At 34.3% G+C, this 19,442-nt stretch carries 17 protein-coding genes; 10 read left to right on the top strand and 7 right to left on the bottom strand.

What is annotated here, in order from left to right; genetic code table 11:
- Positions 1-89: 89 nt before the first annotated feature.
- The 6 genes from mqo (at position 90) to ASG22_RS07050 (ending at position 6,857) form a co-directional block, all read left to right on the top strand.
- Positions 90-1,592 (top strand): malate dehydrogenase (quinone), encoded by a 1,503-nt coding sequence (gene mqo / locus ASG22_RS07025; protein WP_055982499.1) that lies wholly within the window; start codon positions 90-92, stop codon positions 1,590-1,592.
- Positions 1,593-1,658: 66 nt separating this feature from the next.
- Positions 1,659-2,060 carry a hypothetical protein gene (locus ASG22_RS07030; RefSeq protein WP_055982500.1) on the top strand — a complete coding sequence of 134 codons (402 nt, stop codon included), beginning with the start codon at positions 1,659-1,661 and terminating at the stop codon, positions 2,058-2,060.
- 15 nt (positions 2,061-2,075) lie between these two features.
- On the top strand, positions 2,076-2,690 hold the full coding sequence (locus tag ASG22_RS07035) for a DUF1684 domain-containing protein (RefSeq protein WP_055982502.1): 615 nt from the start codon (positions 2,076-2,078) through the stop codon (positions 2,688-2,690).
- 3 nt (positions 2,691-2,693) lie between these two features.
- Positions 2,694-3,167: a GNAT family N-acetyltransferase gene (locus tag ASG22_RS07040; RefSeq protein ID WP_055982504.1), complete on the top strand. Its 474-nt coding sequence runs from the start codon at positions 2,694-2,696 to the stop codon at positions 3,165-3,167.
- 74 nt (positions 3,168-3,241) lie between these two features.
- On the top strand, positions 3,242-4,051 hold the full coding sequence (locus ASG22_RS07045; RefSeq protein ID WP_055982506.1) for a glucose 1-dehydrogenase: 810 nt from the start codon (positions 3,242-3,244) through the stop codon (positions 4,049-4,051).
- Positions 4,052-4,202: 151 nt separating this feature from the next.
- On the top strand, positions 4,203-6,857 hold the full coding sequence (locus ASG22_RS07050; protein ID WP_055982508.1) for an MGH1-like glycoside hydrolase domain-containing protein: 2,655 nt from the start codon (positions 4,203-4,205) through the stop codon (positions 6,855-6,857).
- A gap of 37 nt (positions 6,858-6,894) precedes the next feature.
- On the opposite strand, the gene recO is transcribed toward ASG22_RS07050, so the two are convergent.
- Genes recO through ASG22_RS07070 form a run of 4 tightly spaced genes read right to left on the bottom strand, consistent with a single transcriptional unit; the run spans position 6,895 to position 11,583 of the window.
- Positions 6,895-7,581, bottom strand: coding sequence for a DNA repair protein RecO (gene recO / locus ASG22_RS07055; protein WP_055982511.1), 687 nt, complete (start codon positions 7,579-7,581; stop codon positions 6,895-6,897).
- Positions 7,581-9,863 (bottom strand): hypothetical protein, encoded by a 2,283-nt coding sequence (locus ASG22_RS07060; protein WP_185113789.1) that lies wholly within the window; start codon positions 9,861-9,863, stop codon positions 7,581-7,583. The genes recO and ASG22_RS07060 overlap by 1 nt, the downstream gene beginning before the upstream one ends.
- Before the next feature lie 2 nt (positions 9,864-9,865).
- On the bottom strand, positions 9,866-10,816 hold the full coding sequence (locus ASG22_RS07065; RefSeq protein WP_055982513.1) for a bifunctional metallophosphatase/5'-nucleotidase: 951 nt from the start codon (positions 10,814-10,816) through the stop codon (positions 9,866-9,868).
- Positions 10,816-11,583, bottom strand: coding sequence for a 5'-nucleotidase C-terminal domain-containing protein (locus ASG22_RS07070; protein WP_055982515.1), 768 nt, complete (start codon positions 11,581-11,583; stop codon positions 10,816-10,818). The genes ASG22_RS07065 and ASG22_RS07070 overlap by 1 nt, the downstream gene beginning before the upstream one ends.
- 187 nt (positions 11,584-11,770) lie before the next feature.
- Here ASG22_RS07070 and dapA point away from each other — a divergent pair, with 187 nt between their 5' ends.
- The 4 genes from dapA to ASG22_RS07090 all read left to right on the top strand — a co-directional run bounded on the left by dapA (position 11,771) and on the right by ASG22_RS07090 (position 14,523).
- Entirely contained in the window at positions 11,771-12,643 is an 873-nt protein-coding gene (gene dapA, locus ASG22_RS07075; RefSeq protein ID WP_055982517.1) for a 4-hydroxy-tetrahydrodipicolinate synthase, read from the top strand.
- 74 nt (positions 12,644-12,717) lie between these two features.
- Positions 12,718-13,221, top strand: a complete 504-nt coding sequence (locus ASG22_RS07080; protein WP_055982519.1) for a GNAT family N-acetyltransferase — start codon at positions 12,718-12,720, stop codon at positions 13,219-13,221.
- A gap of 283 nt (positions 13,222-13,504) precedes the next feature.
- Positions 13,505-14,080 (top strand): helix-turn-helix domain-containing protein, encoded by a 576-nt coding sequence (locus ASG22_RS07085; protein ID WP_055982521.1) that lies wholly within the window; start codon positions 13,505-13,507, stop codon positions 14,078-14,080.
- Positions 14,077-14,523 carry a response regulator gene (locus ASG22_RS07090; protein ID WP_055982523.1) on the top strand — a complete coding sequence of 149 codons (447 nt, stop codon included), beginning with the start codon at positions 14,077-14,079 and terminating at the stop codon, positions 14,521-14,523. Before ASG22_RS07085 ends, ASG22_RS07090 begins: the two co-directional genes overlap by 4 nt.
- A 506-nt stretch (positions 14,524-15,029) precedes the next feature.
- Here the strand turns inward: ASG22_RS07090 and recG are convergent.
- The 3 genes from recG to ASG22_RS07105 form a co-directional block, all read right to left on the bottom strand.
- Positions 15,030-17,114 (bottom strand): ATP-dependent DNA helicase RecG, encoded by a 2,085-nt coding sequence (gene recG, locus ASG22_RS07095; RefSeq protein WP_055982526.1) that lies wholly within the window; start codon positions 17,112-17,114, stop codon positions 15,030-15,032.
- A 143-nt stretch (positions 17,115-17,257) separates the two neighbouring features.
- Entirely contained in the window at positions 17,258-17,791 is a 534-nt protein-coding gene (locus ASG22_RS07100) for a thioredoxin family protein (RefSeq protein WP_055982528.1), read from the bottom strand.
- 38 nt (positions 17,792-17,829) lie between these two features.
- The gene (locus ASG22_RS07105; protein WP_055982530.1) at positions 17,830-19,341 is read right to left on the bottom strand and encodes a peptide MFS transporter; all 1,512 of its coding nucleotides are present in this window, start codon (positions 19,339-19,341) and stop codon (positions 17,830-17,832) included.
- Positions 19,342-19,442: the final 101 nt, after the last annotated feature.

Consider the following 19,442-nt stretch of genomic DNA (forward strand, 5'->3'; position numbering starts at 1 on the left):
TTTTCTATCCCGAAATTCATTGTTAAAATTTTGAAACGGTCTGTGGTTATTAAAAACTTTTACCGAAATTTGATGTAAAATTTAGTTTTATGCCACACCTTATAAGCAGAACACCAAAACCAAAATACGACGTCGTGTTAATTGGAGGTGGGATAATGAGTGCAACATTAGCAACATTACTTCATGAATTTGATCCTAATCTTGAAATTGCTATTTTTGAAAGATTGGGAAGGTTTGCCAAAGAAAGTACAGCAGCCTGGAATAATGCAGGAACAGGTCACTCAGCATTTTGTGAGCTTAATTATACTCCTGAAAAACCGGATGGAACCATCGAGATTTCCAAAGCGGAAAGCATCGCCGAACAGTTTGAAATTTCAAAGCAATTCTGGTCATATTTAGTTGCCAAAGGATATATTAAAGAACCTAAAGATTTTATTAATTCGTGTCCGCACATGAGTTTGGTTTTCGGTGAAAAAGATGCTGAATATCTTAAAAAACGTCATGATAAAATGTCAGAATCTGCTCTATTTAAAGGAATGGAATTCTCAACTGATCATGATAAACTGAAAGAATGGATTCCATTGGTGATGAGCAAAAGAAACCAATCGGAAGTAATGGCAGCGACTAAAATGGATTTGGGAACCGACGTAAATTTCGGAACGCTGACAAGAAAAATGGGGAGACATTTGCTGGAAGATTCCAATGTTGAGGTTTTCTTGTATCATGAGGTAAAAGATGTCGATCCAAAACAAAACGGAACGTGGGGAATGAAAGTGAAAGACAGAATAAACAATCATAAACAGGAAGTTGAAGCAGATTTTGTATTCATCGGAGCCGGTGGTTACGCATTGCAATTGCTTGAAAGTTCGGACATCAAAGAAAGTGAAGGCTACGGAGGTTTTCCAGTTTCCGGGCAATGGCTGGTAACTCACAATCAGGAATTGGTGGCAAAGCATCAGGCAAAAGTGTATACACAGGCAACTGTTGATGCTCCGCCAATGTCTGTCCCTCACTTAGATTTAAGAATTATTGATGGTGAAAAGGCTCTTCTTTTCGGACCTTTTGCAGGATTTTCAACTAAATTTTTAAAAGAGGGCAGTTACCTGGATTTACCTGAAAGCGTGAATACAAAAAACTTAAGATCCCTTGTGGGAGCATGGTGGCATAATCTTCCTTTAACGAAATATCTGATTCAGCAAGTTGCCATGACAAAAGCTCAGAGAATTCAGCATTTAAGAGAATTTATTAAAGATGCAAAAGAAGAAGACTGGGAATTGAAAATTGCCGGACAAAGAGTTCAGGTCATTAAAAAAGATGAAAAAACCGGTGGGAAATTAGAATTCGGAACCGAGGTTGTAGTGAATAAATCAGGTACCATTGCCTCATTATTAGGGGCCTCTCCAGGAGCATCAACAGCAGTTTATGCGATGCTGAATGTGCTTGAGAAATGCTTCCCAGAAAAGCTTCACGGAGAATGGAATGAAAAACTATTGGAAATGATTCCTTCTTACGGTCAGAAATTAGCAGAGAATCCTGAACTTACCGAAAAAGTAAGAAATTACTCGAAAGAAAAATTAGAACTTGAATATTAAAAAGTGAATGGTAAATGGTCAATTGTGAATTTAAAAAATTGACCATTCACTATTGACCATAAAATTATGTCTGAAACACTCGTAAAACCAATCATTGTAAAAGAACTTCTGGAATCTCTTCAGGCGAAAGTGCAGGAAGAGCAGCAAGTCATTGTGCATTGTTGTTTTCCCGCATCACCATTTTTAGGAAATCTGATCAGAATCTGGAATTCAACCTACCTTATTGATAATCAGTCTGATCATGAAAGTAAATTAATTCATGCAGAGAATATCACTATTTATCCCAATTGGACACCTGTTCCTTTTATGAGAGATTTCTGGTTTACATTGGTTTTTTCCGGACTTCCAAAAGATTGTAAAAGTTTTGATTTAAAAGAAGTCATTCCCGAAGAAGGCGGTTTTTTTGTGGAATCTATTAAAAGAAACTCCTCGGACGTTTATCGTGTGAAAATTTCTGAATCTTTTTAATTTATTTAAAAATCAATGAAAAAATATATATTGATATTCTTACTTCTTCCTTTGTTTATCTTTTCCCAAAAAGATTCTAAAGAAGATTTTGAAGTTAAAAAATTTCAGAAAGAACTGAATGAAGAATATTTAAATCCTAAAGAAACGCCTTTGCGTGGAGATAATTTCACGAATTTTAAAGCGCACCCTTTCTTTCCGATTGATTCAAAATACAGAGTGACGGCAAAGTTTGCAAAAACTGAAAATGCGGAACCGTTCGAATTACCCACATCTTCAGGAAAAACAAAATCGTACAGAGAATATGGTAAAGCAACGTTTGAATTAGACGGAAAATCTTACACTTTAACATTGTATCAAAGTTTAGCTTTAATTAAACAGAAGAAATATAAAGATTATTTATTCCTGCCTTTCCGTGATGCTACGAATGAAAAAGAAACCTACGGCGGCGGAAAATATATGGATTTAACAATTCCCAAAGGAAATACAATTGTTTTGGATTTCAACAAATCTTATCAGCCTTACTGCGCATACAATGCATACGATTACAACTGCCCGATTGTTCCTGAGGAAAATAAATTGCCGGTAGAAATTCGTGCGGGAGTGATGTATGAAGATATCTATCATCATTAATGTATGGTTAGCTTACGATTTTTCAATCAAGAGGATTTTCCTGATTTAAATTATCCACTGACCGAACTTCAGTTGGAATATACTTCATCCGCCGAATTTGCATTAAAAAGAATTGCAGAAAGAAACACCGATTTAGAATTTCCTGTCACCATTTTCAAAAATAAAAAACCTGTAGGCTTTTTCACCTTAGATTTTGGTGAAGATAAATTGGATATAACTGATAATCAAAATTCAACATTGTTACGATCATTATCCATCAATCCTGAATTACAGGGACAAGGAATCGGAAAAGTTGCCATGCTTAAAATCGACGATTTTATTAAAGAAAATTTCAAAGACTGTAAAGAAATTGTTTTAGCTGTAAATCAAAACAATATTTCTGCTTACGAATTATATCTAAAAGTCGGTTATCAATATGACGGAAAAAACCGAATGGGCAGGAGCGGAATGCAATATTTAATGTACAAAAAACTTTAAGAAATTTTTAATTCAAAATTTTCATGTTTGGCGTGATACTTTCAACTAAATTTGAGTAACATCAAATAATAAATATGGAAATATCACTTCGCAATCAGGTTGCCGTGGTCACAGGAGCATCCAGCGGCATTGGTTCAGGAATCGCAAAATCGTTGGCTTCAGCAGGGGCAACAATCATTGTCAATCATTCTTCTGAAAGATCTACCGACGAAGCAAAAGCTGTTTTAAAAGAAATTACCGATGCCGGCGGAAACGGAATTACCTATCAATGTGATGTTTCCAAAGAAGACCAGGTCGTAAAAATGTTTCAGGATGTAGTATCACAATTTGGGACGGTAGATATTCTCATCAATAATGCAGGCGTTCAGAAAGATGCAAAATTTACAGAAATGACACTTGATCAATGGAATACTGTCATCGGAATCAATTTGACGGGTCAGTTTCTGTGCGCAAGAGAAGCCATCAAAGAATTTCTTCGCCGTGGTATCGATACTTCTCGTTCCGTCGCTTGCGGAAAAATCATTCATATCAGTTCAGTTCACGAAATTATTCCGTGGGCGGGTCATGCCAATTATGCTTCGAGCAAAGGAGCGATCAGAATGTTGATGCAGACCTTGGCTCAGGAATATGGTGCAGATAAAATTAGAATCAATTCTATCTGTCCGGGAGCTATTCAAACGCCTATTAATAAAGATGCCTGGAGTACTCCGGAAGCTTTAAACTCATTATTAAACTTAATTCCTTACAACAGAATCGGGCAGCCGCAGGATATTGGAAATCTGGCAGCTTTTATTGCCAGTGATCTTGCAGATTACATTACCGGAACGAGTATTTTCGTAGATGGTGGAATGACAACTTTTGAAAGTTTTTCAACGGGTGGATAACTTTTTGGCGCACATTTCCGGCTTTCACTACTCGCTTTTTTGTACTTTGGCTTTTCCCTCGGCTTACAAAAAGAGCTCAGACAGGCCGTTCAATCCGGGGCGCAGTCAGTCGTAATTTCAACAGCAATTTTTTTATTAAATTTTATTCAAAATGAATTCCGAAAAAGAAAGACTATCCGATGTTACCTGGAAAAAATGGGGACCTTACGTCAGCAACCGTGAATGGGGCGTTGTACGTGAAGATTACAGCGCAGATGGCGATGCGTGGAATTACACCAATCACGATATTGCCGAAGCAAAAACCTACCGCTGGGGCGAAGAAGGAATTTGCGGAATTTGTGATGATCTCCAAAAGCTGGTTGTTTCCGTAGGATTTTGGAATAAAAAGGATAAAATGGTGAAAGAGCGGTTCTTTGGTTTGTCAAACGAACAGGGAAATCATGGTGAAGATGTAAAAGAATATTTTTATTATTTGGATTCTACACCGACGCATTCTTACATGAAGATGCTGTACAAATATCCTCAAAATACCTTTCCTTATGATGATCTGATTACAAAAAATGCACAGAGAAGCAAACAGGAAACGGAATACGAACTAATCGACACCGGAATTTTTGATAAAAATGAATACTTCGATATTTTTATTGAATATGCTAAAGAAAGTCAAAGTGATATTTTAGTCAAACTGACGATCGTCAACAAATCTGAGAATGCAGCTCCGTTACTTATTTTGCCGACAATTTGGTTCAGAAATACTTGGAGTTGGGGTTATGATAATTACAAACCACAAATGAATTCCGAGGATGGGAATTCTATAAAGATCAACCATAAAGATTTACAGGTAAAAAATATGTATGCAAAACAATCTGAAAAAGTTCTGTTTTGCGACAATGAAACTAATAACGAAAGACTTTATCAATCTTCAAACAAATCAAAATATACCAAAGACGGAATCAATGATTTTGTCATTAACGGAAATTCGCAATCAGTCAATTCCAGAAACATAGGAACAAAAGCATCATTTTTAATTGATGAAAATTTTCAGCCAAAAGAAACAAAAACTTTTGAATTCAGGATTTCAGATAAAGACTTAAATCAACCTTTTAAAGATTTCGACGAAATTCTTACAGCGAGACAAAATGATGCAGAAGAATTTTATGAAGAAATTCAGGACGGAATAACTACGGATGATGAAAAACTGGTTCAGCGACAGGCTTTTGCAGGAATGCTCTGGAACAAAATGTTTTATCATTACAACGTTGAAAAATGGCTGATAGGTGATCCCGCAGAGCCGACACCGCCAAAATCCCGAGAAAAAATCCGTAATTTTAATTGGAAACACCTCAACAATGACCACATCATTTCGATGCCCGACAAGTGGGAATATCCTTGGTATGCGACTTGGGATCTGGCGTTTCACACGATAAGCTTTTCATTAATAGATCCGGATTTTGCCAAACATCAGCTGAAATTGTTTCTTTTTGAATGGTATATGCATCCAAACGGGCAGCTTCCGGCCTATGAATGGAATTTTAACGATGTCAATCCGCCGGTTCATGCATGGGCAGTCTTCAGAGTTTTTAAAATTGATGAATATTTAAAAGGGAAACCGGATATAGAATTCCTTGAAAGTGCTTTTCAAAAACTGCTGATGAATTTTACCTGGTGGGTTAACAAAAAAGATAATAACGGGAATAATATTTTTGAAGGCGGGTTTTTAGGATTGGATAATATTGGTGTCTTTGACCGAAATATGAAGCTGCCGAATGGCGAACACCTGGAACAGTCCGACGGAACAAGCTGGATGGCAATGTTTGCCTTAAATATGATGAGAATTTCTTTAGAATTGGCACTTTATAACAATGTTTATGAAGAAATGGCGATGAAATTTTTTGAACATTTTCTTGCAATTGCCAATTCTCTTGCCAATATGGGCGATGAATGTTTCAGTCTTTGGGACGAAGAAGACGAATTTTTCTATGATGCCATTGCTTCTGATGATGGAAATCATATGTATCTGAAATTGAGATCGATTGTGGGGTTAATTCCTATTTTCGCTGTTGAGGTAATTGATGATGAAATGATTGAAAAGCTTCCAAATTTTAAGAAAAGAATGAACTGGATCTTGGAAAATAAGCCCGAACTGGCAGCCTTGGTCTCGCATTGGGAAGTAAAAGGTGATGAATCTAAACATTTGCTTTCACTTTTACGGGGTCACCGTTTAAAAAGACTATTAAGCAGAATGCTTGATCCTGAACAGTTTTTAAGTGAATTTGGAGTTCGTGCTCTGTCAAAAGAATATGAAAAAAATCCTTTCAATATAAACCTGAACGGAAACGATTTTACGATAAAGTATACACCGGCAGAAAGTGATAGCGGGCTTTTCGGTGGGAACAGCAATTGGCGCGGGCCGATTTGGTTTCCTATTAATTTTTTATTGATCGAAAGCCTGCAGCGGTTTTTCTTTTATTACAGTCCTGATTTTTTGGTTGAATATCCTACAGGAAGCGGAAATTATCTGAATTTAGACCAGATTGCCGATGCTTTAAGTAAAAGATTATCAAAATTATTTTTAAAAGATGAAAATGGAAATCGTCCTTTTAATAACCAATATCCAAGATTTCAAACCGATCCGGATTTTAAAGATTATATTTTGTTTTACGAATATTTTCACGGAGACAGCGGTCGTGGAGTAGGAGCTTCTCACCAGACGGGTTGGACGGGTTTAATTGCGAAAATTCTGATGCCGAGATTTTCCAAAAAAGAAATCGCAGAATCTGAAACTGAAATGCCGGATGATAAATAATATGTACTAAATATCAATTCAGCTTTGATGAAATAATTTACTCAAATATCTGCTGAAGAACTTCCAGTGATACCGGAATTTTAAAATCAGTAATATGATAGTGATAATAGACCAATAAGCTGTCTAAGAAATTTTTTCGGAAAGAGGAATGGATTTTAATTTGATAAGGATTCTGAGTCTGAAGTATTACTTTCCAAATGGTTGAAATGTCTTCATTAAAAATCTGGTGCGTGATTTCAGAGGAAAAAGTTCCTGTTTCCGGATCTAGAAACTTTCCGTCATTCAACAAAGGAGCAACGCCCTGAATTTTTAAAATTTTAATTAAAAAAATGAAGTGAGAATGGTAATTCTGATTTTCTAATTCGTCGATAAATTCTTCAAGACAAAAAAATATATTATGATTTTTATTTTCATGTCTTAAATTTTGATTCAAAAAATCTGAAACAAAAAAAACAACAGAATTACATCTGATATCAGAATAAATATCGTTGCTTTTAACCATTTCAAACTTTGAAATCGTCTGTATTCCGCTTCCTTTTATGGGATTTAAAGAAAAACTCAGTTTGCTTAGTGGCAGAAGCAAGGCTTTTTTCTTGTTTTTTTTGGCATAAATACCCTTTAAAAAATAAGACTGAAAGCCATCTTCTTCTGTAAAACAATGCAGGACTGCATCGTTTTCTCCATATTTTATATACGAAAGTAAAAAGCCGTTTTGTGAATTCATTAATTAACCACAGCTATCTTTGCAGTAGCTTTATCTGAGCCGTCTTCATTGGTCATTAGTACAAAATATATCCCCGAAGCCACTCTTTTTCCTCGTTGATTGTTGAGATCCCATTCGTAATATCCACCTCTTGCTACCGCAGAATGTACTACATTCCCGGCTGTATCGGCAATTCTGATATTCGTAACTTCCGCCAAACCTTTAATGGTTACTTTTCCTTTGAAAATAGAAGCTACGACAGGATTCGGATATACCAAAACATTACCAAAACCGGAGGTAACGTCGGCAACATCTCCCTGATATGTTACAATTCCATTATAGGAAACAAAATATACTTTTCCTGTCTTTCTGTCAACTTTAATATCTGTAATACTGTTAGTAGGAAGTGGAGAATTTTCTTTTGTAAAATGTTTAATCGTCTGCTGCCCGTCTGCTGAAAGATAATATACACCACCACCTTCTATAGAAACCCATTTGTGATCTCCTGCATCTACTTCAATCTGTAAAATTTGGGCATCTCGGAAAAGTTCTTCCCCTAAGCCGTTTTGCTCAATAATGATGGGTTCTACGGTTACATTTGCCGGAGTTTTAATTTCTGAATTGGCATTAGGTAAAATTCTTAAGCCTGTATCTGAGCCAATCCATGCGTCTCCTGATTTATCTAACGCTACAGAAACACTACCATTAGAAGACGCAGGAAACCCGTTGTCTGTTAAAAGATATTCTGTATCATCTGAAGTATTGACGGTTTTTTTAGCATCATATACTAAAAATCCTTTTAATCTTGGAGTAGGAATCCATAATAATCCTTCGTAATAAATTGGTTTTTGAGCGGCTCCAAAGTTAGATGCCGTATTTTTTACCAAAAAATTATCGGTACCACGATCGTAAGCTCCGATAGCAGTATATCCCCCTGGTGCTGATCCCTCACCGGAAAATGACATTGATAAAAATAGATTGTTTGATTCGTCAAACGCAAAACCTACGGGACGTCTTGTATTGGTATTTGTAGTTCCCAGATCATAATATTTTGTGAAAGTGAAATCTTTACTTCCATCATCATATTTCATTTTATAAATACCTCTCCCAGTGTTATCGTTGTAATTGGTGAAGAAAATATCATTTGGGTTTACAGGATCTGAAACTACATCTAATACATTGAATTTTGTAGTATTTCCTAAGAAATAGGAAGGATAAACCCATCCCGTTCCGTTATAGTAATAGAATCCTGGATTTTTAGGATTTATTAATGCCACATTAAATCTACCCGCTCTTGAACCTGTTGAAACCAATAGTTGATTTTCACCATGCAAATTTATTTTATAGGCAAAATTGAAATAAGGACCATCCGGTTTAAAGGTACTATTAGCTTCATCTTTAATGCCTGACAGAATAGTTCCACCATATATTTTTCCCCCAACAGTCGTTGCTGTATTACACTCTTCCCCTAATGCAGCGAAAGTGCTGAAATTTCCGCTAGTATTAAATGTATAAATCCTAGCCGCATCCGTTACAACAATATTACCGGAATTTACCACAACATCATGAATACCTGCAAAAGATTGTGCAATCTGAACAGGCGTTCCACTGTTTAAAATATAAGCTGAATTGGCAGATGAAAAAGAAATAACACCTTCAGAATCAATGTGATTGAAATTCCCGGGCATATCCGTCGTCCAGGTAGTAAAAACCGGAAACGTTATATTCATTTCATGGCTTTTTAATCCTATGCTGGTTACGGAATATACTTTATTACCAAAAATTGTTGCTTCATTACTCGCCTGATAAACTCCACCTGACAAAAAGAACGCTGAATCTTTAAATTCTTTTTTCTTTAAATCAAAAATAGAAACTCCATATCCTACAGAAATAACAGCCAGATCTCCTGTAATAGAGATATGATTAATCTTTTTTGTTCCGTTATATCCTGTTGCAATAGGAATATCAACAATATATTTAATTCCATCCGGAGAAATTACATCCAATGAGCCGTTGCTATAGCCTACGAGTGCGACTTTAGTCTGCGGATTGTAATCAAAAGCTGAAATTCCTATCTCGTGCAGTCCGTTTGCTTTAGACAGCTTTGTAATTTCACCTGTGGCAACTGTATAGTAGAAAATCCCGTTTTCTGCTGCTGCAACGAGTTTTCCATTATCTTCTCTCATAGCAAGAACATTGTTATAAGAAAATAGGTCTGCCCATTTTTTTGAAGAAATGTTTTGTGCATTTGCAACTTGCAGAGATGCCAAAATACCAAGAGAAATTAAAGAGAGTTTTTTCATGCTTATGCTGTTATGCTGCTGTCTATTGCCTGATTATTCCAGGAAATATGTTTTACGTTTTTATTAGTATCGAAGAAGAAATCTATTCTGCCCAACAGAAGACCTGCCCATCCAACCTGGTTTACCAAAACATTTTTACCTGCTCTGTTGGTAAAAGTCTCAGGTTCCGGTAAGAAAGTATGAGTATGCCCGCCTAAAATAATATCAATATTTTCTGTTTTGGCAGCTAAAATTTTATCACTTATTTTGTTAGGTTCGTCTTTATAATCGTAGCCGATGTGTGAAAGGCAAATTACAAGATCACATTTTTGTTCGTTTCTAAGAAAGTTGGAATAATGTTGAGCAACATCAATCGGATCTGAATATATTGTTTCTCCGTATTGCTTTTTGCCAACCAGTCCGTCTAACTGAATTCCTACTGCAAAAATTCCAACTTTGATTCCGTTTTTATTAAAAATCTTGTATTGAGAGGTTTTTCCGTCGAGAACTGTATTTTTAAAATCATAATTTGAACAGATAAAAGGAAATTTTGCATTGGGCAAAACCTTTAAAAATCCATCTAAACCATTGTCAAAGTCATGATTTCCCATCGTTGAAGCATCATACTTCATCATCGACATTAATTTAAATTCCAGTTCGCCTCCGAAGAAATTGAAATAAGGAGTTCCCTGAAAAATATCTCCTGAATCAAGAAGTAAAACGTTACTTTCCTGATTTCTGATTTGCTGAATTAAACTTGCCCTTCTCGCAAAACCTCCCTGATTTGGATTTTTGGTATAGCTTGCATCAAAAGGCTCTATTCTGCTGTGTTGATCGTTGGTATGAAGAATAGTCAGTTTATTTGCAGATTTTAAATCAAGAATATTTAATTCTTCCGCCATCATCATATTGGGAGCTAAAGCCATTGCTAAAGTTCCGCCACCTATTGCTTTTAAAAAACTTTTTCTATCCATTATTTCTTACCGATAAAATTTAAACGAACATCTGTATTGGCCACCACTTCAGGATTTTTCTTAAAATAATCAATAAAAAGATCTCTTAATTTAATTCCTGTTGAGATAGATTCTCCTTTGGCGAAGAATTTCATGTTGTCACCGCCCAAAGCCAGATAATCAGAAGTTGCGATGTAATAATCCTGCGTAGGATTTACCGCTTTTCCGTTGATCAAAGTTTTGGTTAGTTGTCCGTTATTGGTTTCAATATATAAATGAGAAACCGGATTATTAACCTGGGTTTTTGCATAATAATCATACAATCCCTGCAAATCTGAACCCTTCATTTTTACAATAATCACTTCATTTTCGAAAGGCATTACTTCAAAAATACTTTTCAATAGAATATCTCCTTTTCCGATCGTTGTACGGATTCCTCCAATGTTAATCAATGCAGCATCTACATTTTTTTTAAGATGAGTCTTTGCCCATTCATCAGCTCCATCGAATGTATAATCTGCCAAAAGATTACCCAAATTGCTATTGTCGCCCTGCTTTGTAAGGTCTGTATTGGTATGAGATATTTTTTGGTTCATCTCTTTATCCAATTTTTGCTTATAAGGTTCAATAGTTTTTACAAACTCCTCATCATTCTTTAGCTCATTATTAATAGAAATATTTTTCTGGGTCTTCACCTCCTCAAGCTGCATGGAAGAAGCCGATGAAGCTGTCTTACAGGCTGAAAGTGTAGCCAGAGCAATTCCTAATAACAAGAATTTATTTTTCATATGCATCAATTATTTTAAGATTATATGTAATCGCTCGTACTTTAGTATTTTTGTAAATAACTTCGATCATAGCGACGCATAATATCTTTTAGTATATGCAAATATAATTATATGTATAATAAAACATTATTAATTATTAGAAATTCTTAGTCGAAATTATTAAATTTGGAAAAAATAATTCTAACAGATGAGCATTTTAAAAGGAGTAGGTGTTGCGTTGGTAACACCCTTTAATGAAGATTTATCCGTAGATTTCGACAGTTTAACAAAATTGATTGATTATAACATCGAAAACGGAACCAGTTATTTAGTTGTTTTGGGAACTACAGCAGAAGCTGCAACGCTTTCTGACGACGAGAAGAAACAGGTAATTGATCATATCATTAAAGTTAATAATAAACGTGTTCCTTTGGTGTTGGGAATCGGTGGAAATAATACTCTTGAAGTAAAAAAACAGATTGAAGAAGCTGATCTTTCAGCTTTTGAGGCGGTACTTTCTGTATCTCCATATTATAATAAACCGAATCAGGAAGGGCTTTACCAGCATTATAAAATGTTGGCTTCCACGGGAAAAAATATTATTATTTACAATGTTCCATCGAGAACTGGACAAAATGTTGAAGCAGAGACTACGTTACGTCTGGCAAAAGAGTTCCCGAACTTATTCTTAATTAAAGAAGCTGCACCCAATATTTTACAGTATTTTGATATTTTAAGAAAAAAACCTGAAGGTTTCAATTTGGTTTCTGGTGATGATGAATATACTCTTCCTGTAACGTTAGCTGGTGGAGCGGGTGTAATTTCTGTTATCGGACAAGCATATCCAAAGGAATTTTCGACAATGGTTCAATTGGCTTTTGATAAAAAAGTAGATGAAGCATATGAAATTCACAACAAGTTAGTAGAAATCACGAGATTGATTTTCGCAGAAGGAAACCCTTGCGGAGTTAAAGTGATTTTGGCAGAAATGGGAATCATTAAAAATTATTTAAGACTTCCATTAGTTCCGGCTTCAGAAGGATTGTATGCTAAAATTAAAGTTGAAATGGCTAACATTTAATAATTATCAATTAATAAATATATAAAGTGGAAAGCCTATGGTTTTTCACTTTTTTTAATCATTAAAATTAAAATATGGAGTTTATAAAAGCTACGGAAAATGATATTCCATTGATCCAGGAATTGGCGAGAAAATCTTGGGAAAATGCTTATGCAGAAATACTTTCCAGCGAACAAATGGAATATATGCTGTCGACAATGTATTCGGCTGAAGAAATTGGAAATCATTTACAACAACCCAATTATCATTATTTCTTAATTAAAGATGAAACTCAAGATTCTTTCGATGGTTTTATAGGATATGAAGTGGGTTATGAAGAGAACACGACCAAACTTCACAGAATTTACCTTACTCCAGAAAGTAAAGGAAAAGGGTTGGGAAAAGCTGCATTGGCATTTTTAAGTGAAAAAGTAAAAGAGAGTGGAGACGAGAGAATTATTTTAAATGTAAACAAACATAATTCTGCCAGGAAATTCTATGAATCTCAAGGTTATAAGGTATTTGATGAAGGGATTTTCGATATTGGAAATGGCTATGTAATGGATGATTACCTGATGGAAGTATTAATTCAAAATTAAGTGACTTAAAATTATATAAGATTTGAACGTAATTCTATAAGAAGTGATGTATTTTTTTTATTCATCTTTGTACAAGAGCCAAATAATATAACAATACATATATGCTCGGTCTGAAGTATAAGAACTTTTTATCGGTATATTTTTTTTCATCCTTAGTGTTTAAATTCCTGTATTTTAAGAATGCAGGAATTTTTTATTTATTTTGATATTTGTCTTTTCTAATTCACTTTTTATTGAAATAATTATTATATTTACTGATAATTCACTCACACTATTTATAAGGATGAAAATGTATGTTAAATTTGATCTCAATGCTCTTTGCAAAAAGGTATTGGAAGAAAAACTCAAAGAACAGGGTTTGAAATACAGACTGCTGAATTTCGGAGAAGTAGAATTCTATGAATCCTTCACTCAGGAACAGCATAAGATTTTTAAGAAAAACCTTGAAGAATACGGAATAGAAATTATTGAAAGCCAGAAGGTTGCATTAGTTCAAAAAATTAAAGATACTATCGTGGGTCTGGTTTTTTCTAAGGAAGCAGTTACTGTAAAAGCTTCTATTTATATTTCCGAAAAACTAAATCACAGTTATGGGTATCTGTCAAATCTTTTTTCAGAAGTTACCCATACTTCGATAGAAAATTTCATTATTATTCAGAAAATTGAGCGTTCCAAAGATTTGATTATCAGAAATAAGCAAAGTCTTACGGAGATTGCACACAAGCTCAATTATTCAAGTGTTGCACATTTAAGTACGCAGTTTAAAAATACTACAGGTATTACACCTTCTCAGTTTCAGAAAATTATGCTGAAGAAAAGGAAGTTTCAAAGTATGATCAATAATATCAATGTAGCATGACTAAAGAATATCTCAATGTAATTGTTGTGGAAGAAGATGAAGGAATTCAAATATTTTTTAAAAGTATATTTGCAGATTTAAAAATCAAAACCAAAGTTTTATTTTTTTCCGACGGAAAAGTTGGTGTTGATTATTTAATGAAAGAAGATGCTTTGGTGCCTGAAGTTTTATTTATGAATTATGACTTTCCTGAAAAAAACAGCTTAGAATTGATCGATCAGGTTAAGGAAAATTTCAGGTACAATAAAATGACAACTGTTTTATATTCTGAATGGTTATCTGAACATGAAATCGAAGAAATTTTTGTAAAAGGGATCAATGTTTTTATGAAAAAACAGAATAATTATAGCAATCTGAAGAAAGCAGTCACAGAAATAATCACTGTAAACTGGCAGTATTACACGTCTGGACTGAATAAAGAAAATTTTATTATGAAAGTTTAAAAAATTTAAAATTTAATTATTCATTATGTGAAATTTAATTTTTATATTTGCTGTATTAATACTCACATAATAGTGAATATATAATTCAAAATGTTATCAAAATTTTCAGGCATAAAAATTCTTGACTGAAATTAATAATATTAATCACAATGTTAGTTAACAAAATGAATTATAGCAACTTCCAATTAATAAGCGAAGAAGATCTTTAAAAAAACGGTACAATCATGAAAACTTATTTAGTAGGCTAAAGGCAATATTCGTTTCATTTTAAAAACCTTTAGTCGAAAGAAACAAGTTAGTTTTTATAATAACAATTGGAAATTATAATTCGTTTTGTTTTTTTATTCAGACACCTAATCAATATTATAAAAATATTTTCAAATCACACCAAATCATAAAATATTATATGAAATAAATTAGAGTCATTTTTTTTGAAGTAAAGTAATTTCTTCTAAATAACAGTTTTATAAGGGGGAACCGCAGCGAGAAATCTTGTTGCGGTTTTTTTATGAAATTTTACTCCATTTATTTTTTCCTTTATAGTTTCTCAGATAATAATTTTTGATAATCTGATGGTCTGTTTTAGTTAATAAAGGGTCGTTTTCTAATATTTTTTCAACGGTTTTTTTTGTGGTTTTTATAATCGCACCGTCATTCACTAAATCCAATCTTTTAAAATCTACAATGCCGCTTTGCTGTGTCCCCAAAATATCTCCTGGACCGCGAAGCTGCATATCAACTTCAGAAATTTTAAAGCCATCATTGGTTTCCGTCATGGTCCTAATACGGGTTCTGCTTTCTTTAGAAAGTTTGTCGGAAGTCATTAAAATACAGTAACTCTGTTCGGCACCTCGACCAACACGACCACGAAGTTGGTGAAGTTGTGACAAACCAAATCTTTCAGAACTTTCAATCACCATAACAGAAGCATTCGGAACATTTACTCCCACTTCAATTACAGTTGTAGCCACCATTATCTCTGCTTTACCCGAAGCAAAATAATTCATGGCATCATCTTTTTCGCTAGGTTTCATCTTTCCGTGGAGCATGGTGACGTTATAATGGGTAAAATTATCCATTACATTTTCAAGCCCGGTCATTAAATTTTTATAATCTAATGTTTCAGATTCTTCAATTAAAGGATATACAAAATAAACCTGTCGCCCTTTTTGAATCTCTTCTCTGCAAAAATTATACACGTACGCTCTGTCTTTTTCCCTTCTGTGAGCAGTGATAATGGGTTTTCTTCCAACCGGCATTTCATCAATTACAGAAACATCCAAGTCAGAATAAAAACTCATTGCCAATGTTCTCGGAATTGGAGTCGCTGTCATCACCAAAATATGCGGTGGGATTTTATTTTTTGCCCAAAGTTTTGCTCTTTGTGCCACCCCAAATCTGTGTTGCTCGTCGATAATCGCTAAACCAAGATTTTTAAACTTCACTTTATCTTCCAAAACGGCATGAGTTCCCACCAAAATAGAAAGTTGTCCGTTTTCAAGTTCTTCATGAATAATCCTCCGTGCAGATACTTTTGTTGAGCCTGTTAAAAGTTTTACATTAATATTGGTATTTTCTAACAGTTCTTTAATTCCATTATAGTGTTGCTGTGCAAGAATTTCCGTTGGAGCCATTATACAGCTTTGAAAGCTGTTATCCATGGCAATTAACATGGTCAATAAAGCGACCATTGTTTTTCCTGAACCTACATCTCCCTGTAAAAGCCTGTTCATTTGAATCGGACGTTTCATATCAAGCCGGATTTCCTTCAACACTCTTTTTTGAGCACCTGTAAGTTCAAACGGAAGATGATTTTCATAAAAATCATTGAAATAATCGCCAACAACCGGAAATGGATTTCCAATCGTATGACTTTTATGATGAAGTTTTTTTAATGCATATCCTAACTGAAAAAAGAAAGATTCTTCAAATTTCAAACGGTAATTTGCCTTATCAAAATGCTCCATATCTTTTGGGAAATGGATATTAAGATAGGTATGCTGTCTTGATAAAAACTGAAAAGATTTCCTCATATAATCAGGAAAATTTTCCTGAATAAGATTCGGAATTTCTTTGCAGATATTTCTTAAAACAGTTTGAAAGAATCTTTGTCCGAGACCTCTTTTGGTTAATTTTTCCGAACTTGGATAAATGGGTCTTAAACGATTTTCAGTGTCTTTTTTTTCTTCAACTTCTATTTCCGGATGCGGCATAGAATATTGATTGTTAAAAACATTTATTTTCCCGAAAATAAAAATTTCCTGATTAATGGGAAGCTGCTCTTTCAACCATTTTGAATACTGAAACCAAACCAAATCCATCGAGCCCGTATCGTCATTAAATTTGGCAGAAAGACGTTTTATTTTTCCGGTTTGTATTTCCTGAACATTCGTAATTCTTCCTTTTAACTGAATATCAGTTGTCACATCATAAAGCTGAGACACTTTATGAACCTTACTTTTATCCAGATAACGCAGAGGAAAAAAGTTCAGAAGATCTTCCACATTAGAAATTCCCAAGACATTTTTGATGACTTTGGCCTTTTCAGGACCGATTCCTTTTACATATTCTATGGAAGTTTCGAGATTCATTTTTCTGGGTTCGTGATAGAAGATTCGTTTTTTTTTGATTTAAATTTTGGATAAAAAAATAAAAGTTCGAATTTCGGTAAAATAAAAAAGACTTCCAAAAAATTGAAAGTCTTAATTATATTTTCTTAGTTTAATCTCTAAAATCAATCTTTTATTTTCGATTTAAATTTTTTCTGATAATCTTCCCACTGATCTCTGGTTTTTATTTTCTTAAATAAATTTTTCGAAATCAGTTCTAAATAAGGTTCCAGTTCTTTAGCTGATAATTCTCCTTGTAGAATGGTTATCGGTCCGCCGTTTTCATCCAAAAAAACTGTGCTCGGAACTGCAGCGACGTTCATGTATTCTGTAAATTCGTGCATCGAGTTTCTTCCTTTTCTATGTTGGGTATTAGAATTTGAAAACGTTCTTCCGAAAATTTCAATTGAATTTTTTTCCTCCGCATTAAATTTTACAGGATAATAATTTTCATTGATAATATCAGCAATAATCTGATGTCCGTATGTTTTCTTGTCCATGATTTTGCATGGCCCGCACCAGTCTGCATAAAAATCGATCAATATTTTTTTCGGACTTTCTTTTTGTGCTTTCAAAGCTTCTTCAATTGTCATCCACTTCACCTGCGCAAAGCCAAAACTGAATATAAAGAGAAAGATTATGCTTATAATTTTCTTCATGATGTGATATTTAAGTAAAAATAAGCAATTACTTATCTTTATTTCACCTCCTGCATTAATTTTTTTACAAATGGAGAGATCAAAATTAATACAACTCCGGCAATTACTGCATATAATCCCAATTGTTTATATCCATCAGTATAAGTGATCAAAGCATCATAATTAGTAGAGCCTTCTTTTGCTGTTGCCAAGCCAGCTCCTATGATTCCCGCAACGTATTGTCCGTAAGCTGAAGCCAAAAACCACATTCCCATCATCATTCCCTGGAGATTTTTCGTAGAAAGTTTTGTCATGATGGATAAACCGATAGGAGAGAGGCATAATTCTCCCAAAGTAATAACCAATAAGGCAATCGTAAAGAAATTCAATGAAGTGATCCCCTGAAGATTAGCGAATAGTCTTGTCGCAAATAAAACATAGTAACCTAACCCAAGGAAAATAAATCCTAACCCGAATTTGATGATAGTATTGGGTTCAATTTTTCTTTTACTGAGCCAAATCCAAAGTAATCCAATCAATGGAGCTAAAAAGATGATAAAGAATGCACCTCCGGAGTTATTCACACCATTCGGATCAAGACCAAGTAAATCTTTATTTAAATTTTTTGCTGCGAAAATACTTAACGAACCTCCACTTTGCTCATAAATTCCCCAGAATAGAATGGAGAATAAAATGAAAACTAAAGCCGCCCATAGCTTTTTACGTTCTGCGACAGTAACTTTTGACATTTCGTAGAACAAATAAATCAATGTTAGTGGTCCGACAGTCCACATAAAATAATCTGTATATTCAGGCACAGAAACCATAATCATGATAATCGGAACGAAAATTAATGATAAAACATACACTCCGTATTCCTGCCATTTTGGGATAGGCGCAGATTTTATTTCATGATTTGGATGTCCCGGCTGAAGTCCAATAGAACCTAAGCTTTTTTGGGTAAAGACAAAATTAATTAAGCTTATTACCATTACAACAGCAGCAAATCCGAAAGCTAAATGCCATCTTAATTCTTCAGGTATATAAGTTGAAAAAAGTTCACCTTTTCCCACAGCAATACATAAATATCCCCCAAGCAACGCTCCAAGGTTAATTCCCGCATAGAAAAGTGAGAAACCTGCGTCTGCTCTTGAGTCATTTGGTTTGTACAACTGACCCACCATTGATGAAATATTCGGCTTAAAGAAACCTGTCCCTACAACAGTAAATGCGATCCCTAAAAAGAAAAATTTGTGTGGATCTATTGCTAAAATTATACTTCCGGCAATCATTAAAAGTCCGCCCCAAAAAAGAGACTTTCTGAATCCTAATATTTTATCAGCGAAAAGTCCGCCAACAAAGGTAAAAGCGTAGACGAATGCCTGCGTTGCTCCGTATTGTAGATTGGCTTCTTTCTCATGGAAATTAAGTTGAGAAATCATAAAGAAAACCAACATTCCGCGCATTCCGTAGAAACAGAAACGTTCCCACATTTCAGAGAAAAACAGACTCCAGATTTGCTTTGGATATTTTCCTTTGAAATTTTGTATTTCATCTAAAGTTAAACTCATAATTATATATGATTGAATTTTTAAGTAAGAATTTTATCAATCTACTTAATTGTTGAAGCAATCGTCAAGTATTGTAATTGATAAAGAACACACGAAAATAA

Source organism: Chryseobacterium sp. Leaf405 (assembly GCF_001425355.1).
Taxonomy (GTDB): domain Bacteria; phylum Bacteroidota; class Bacteroidia; order Flavobacteriales; family Weeksellaceae; genus Chryseobacterium.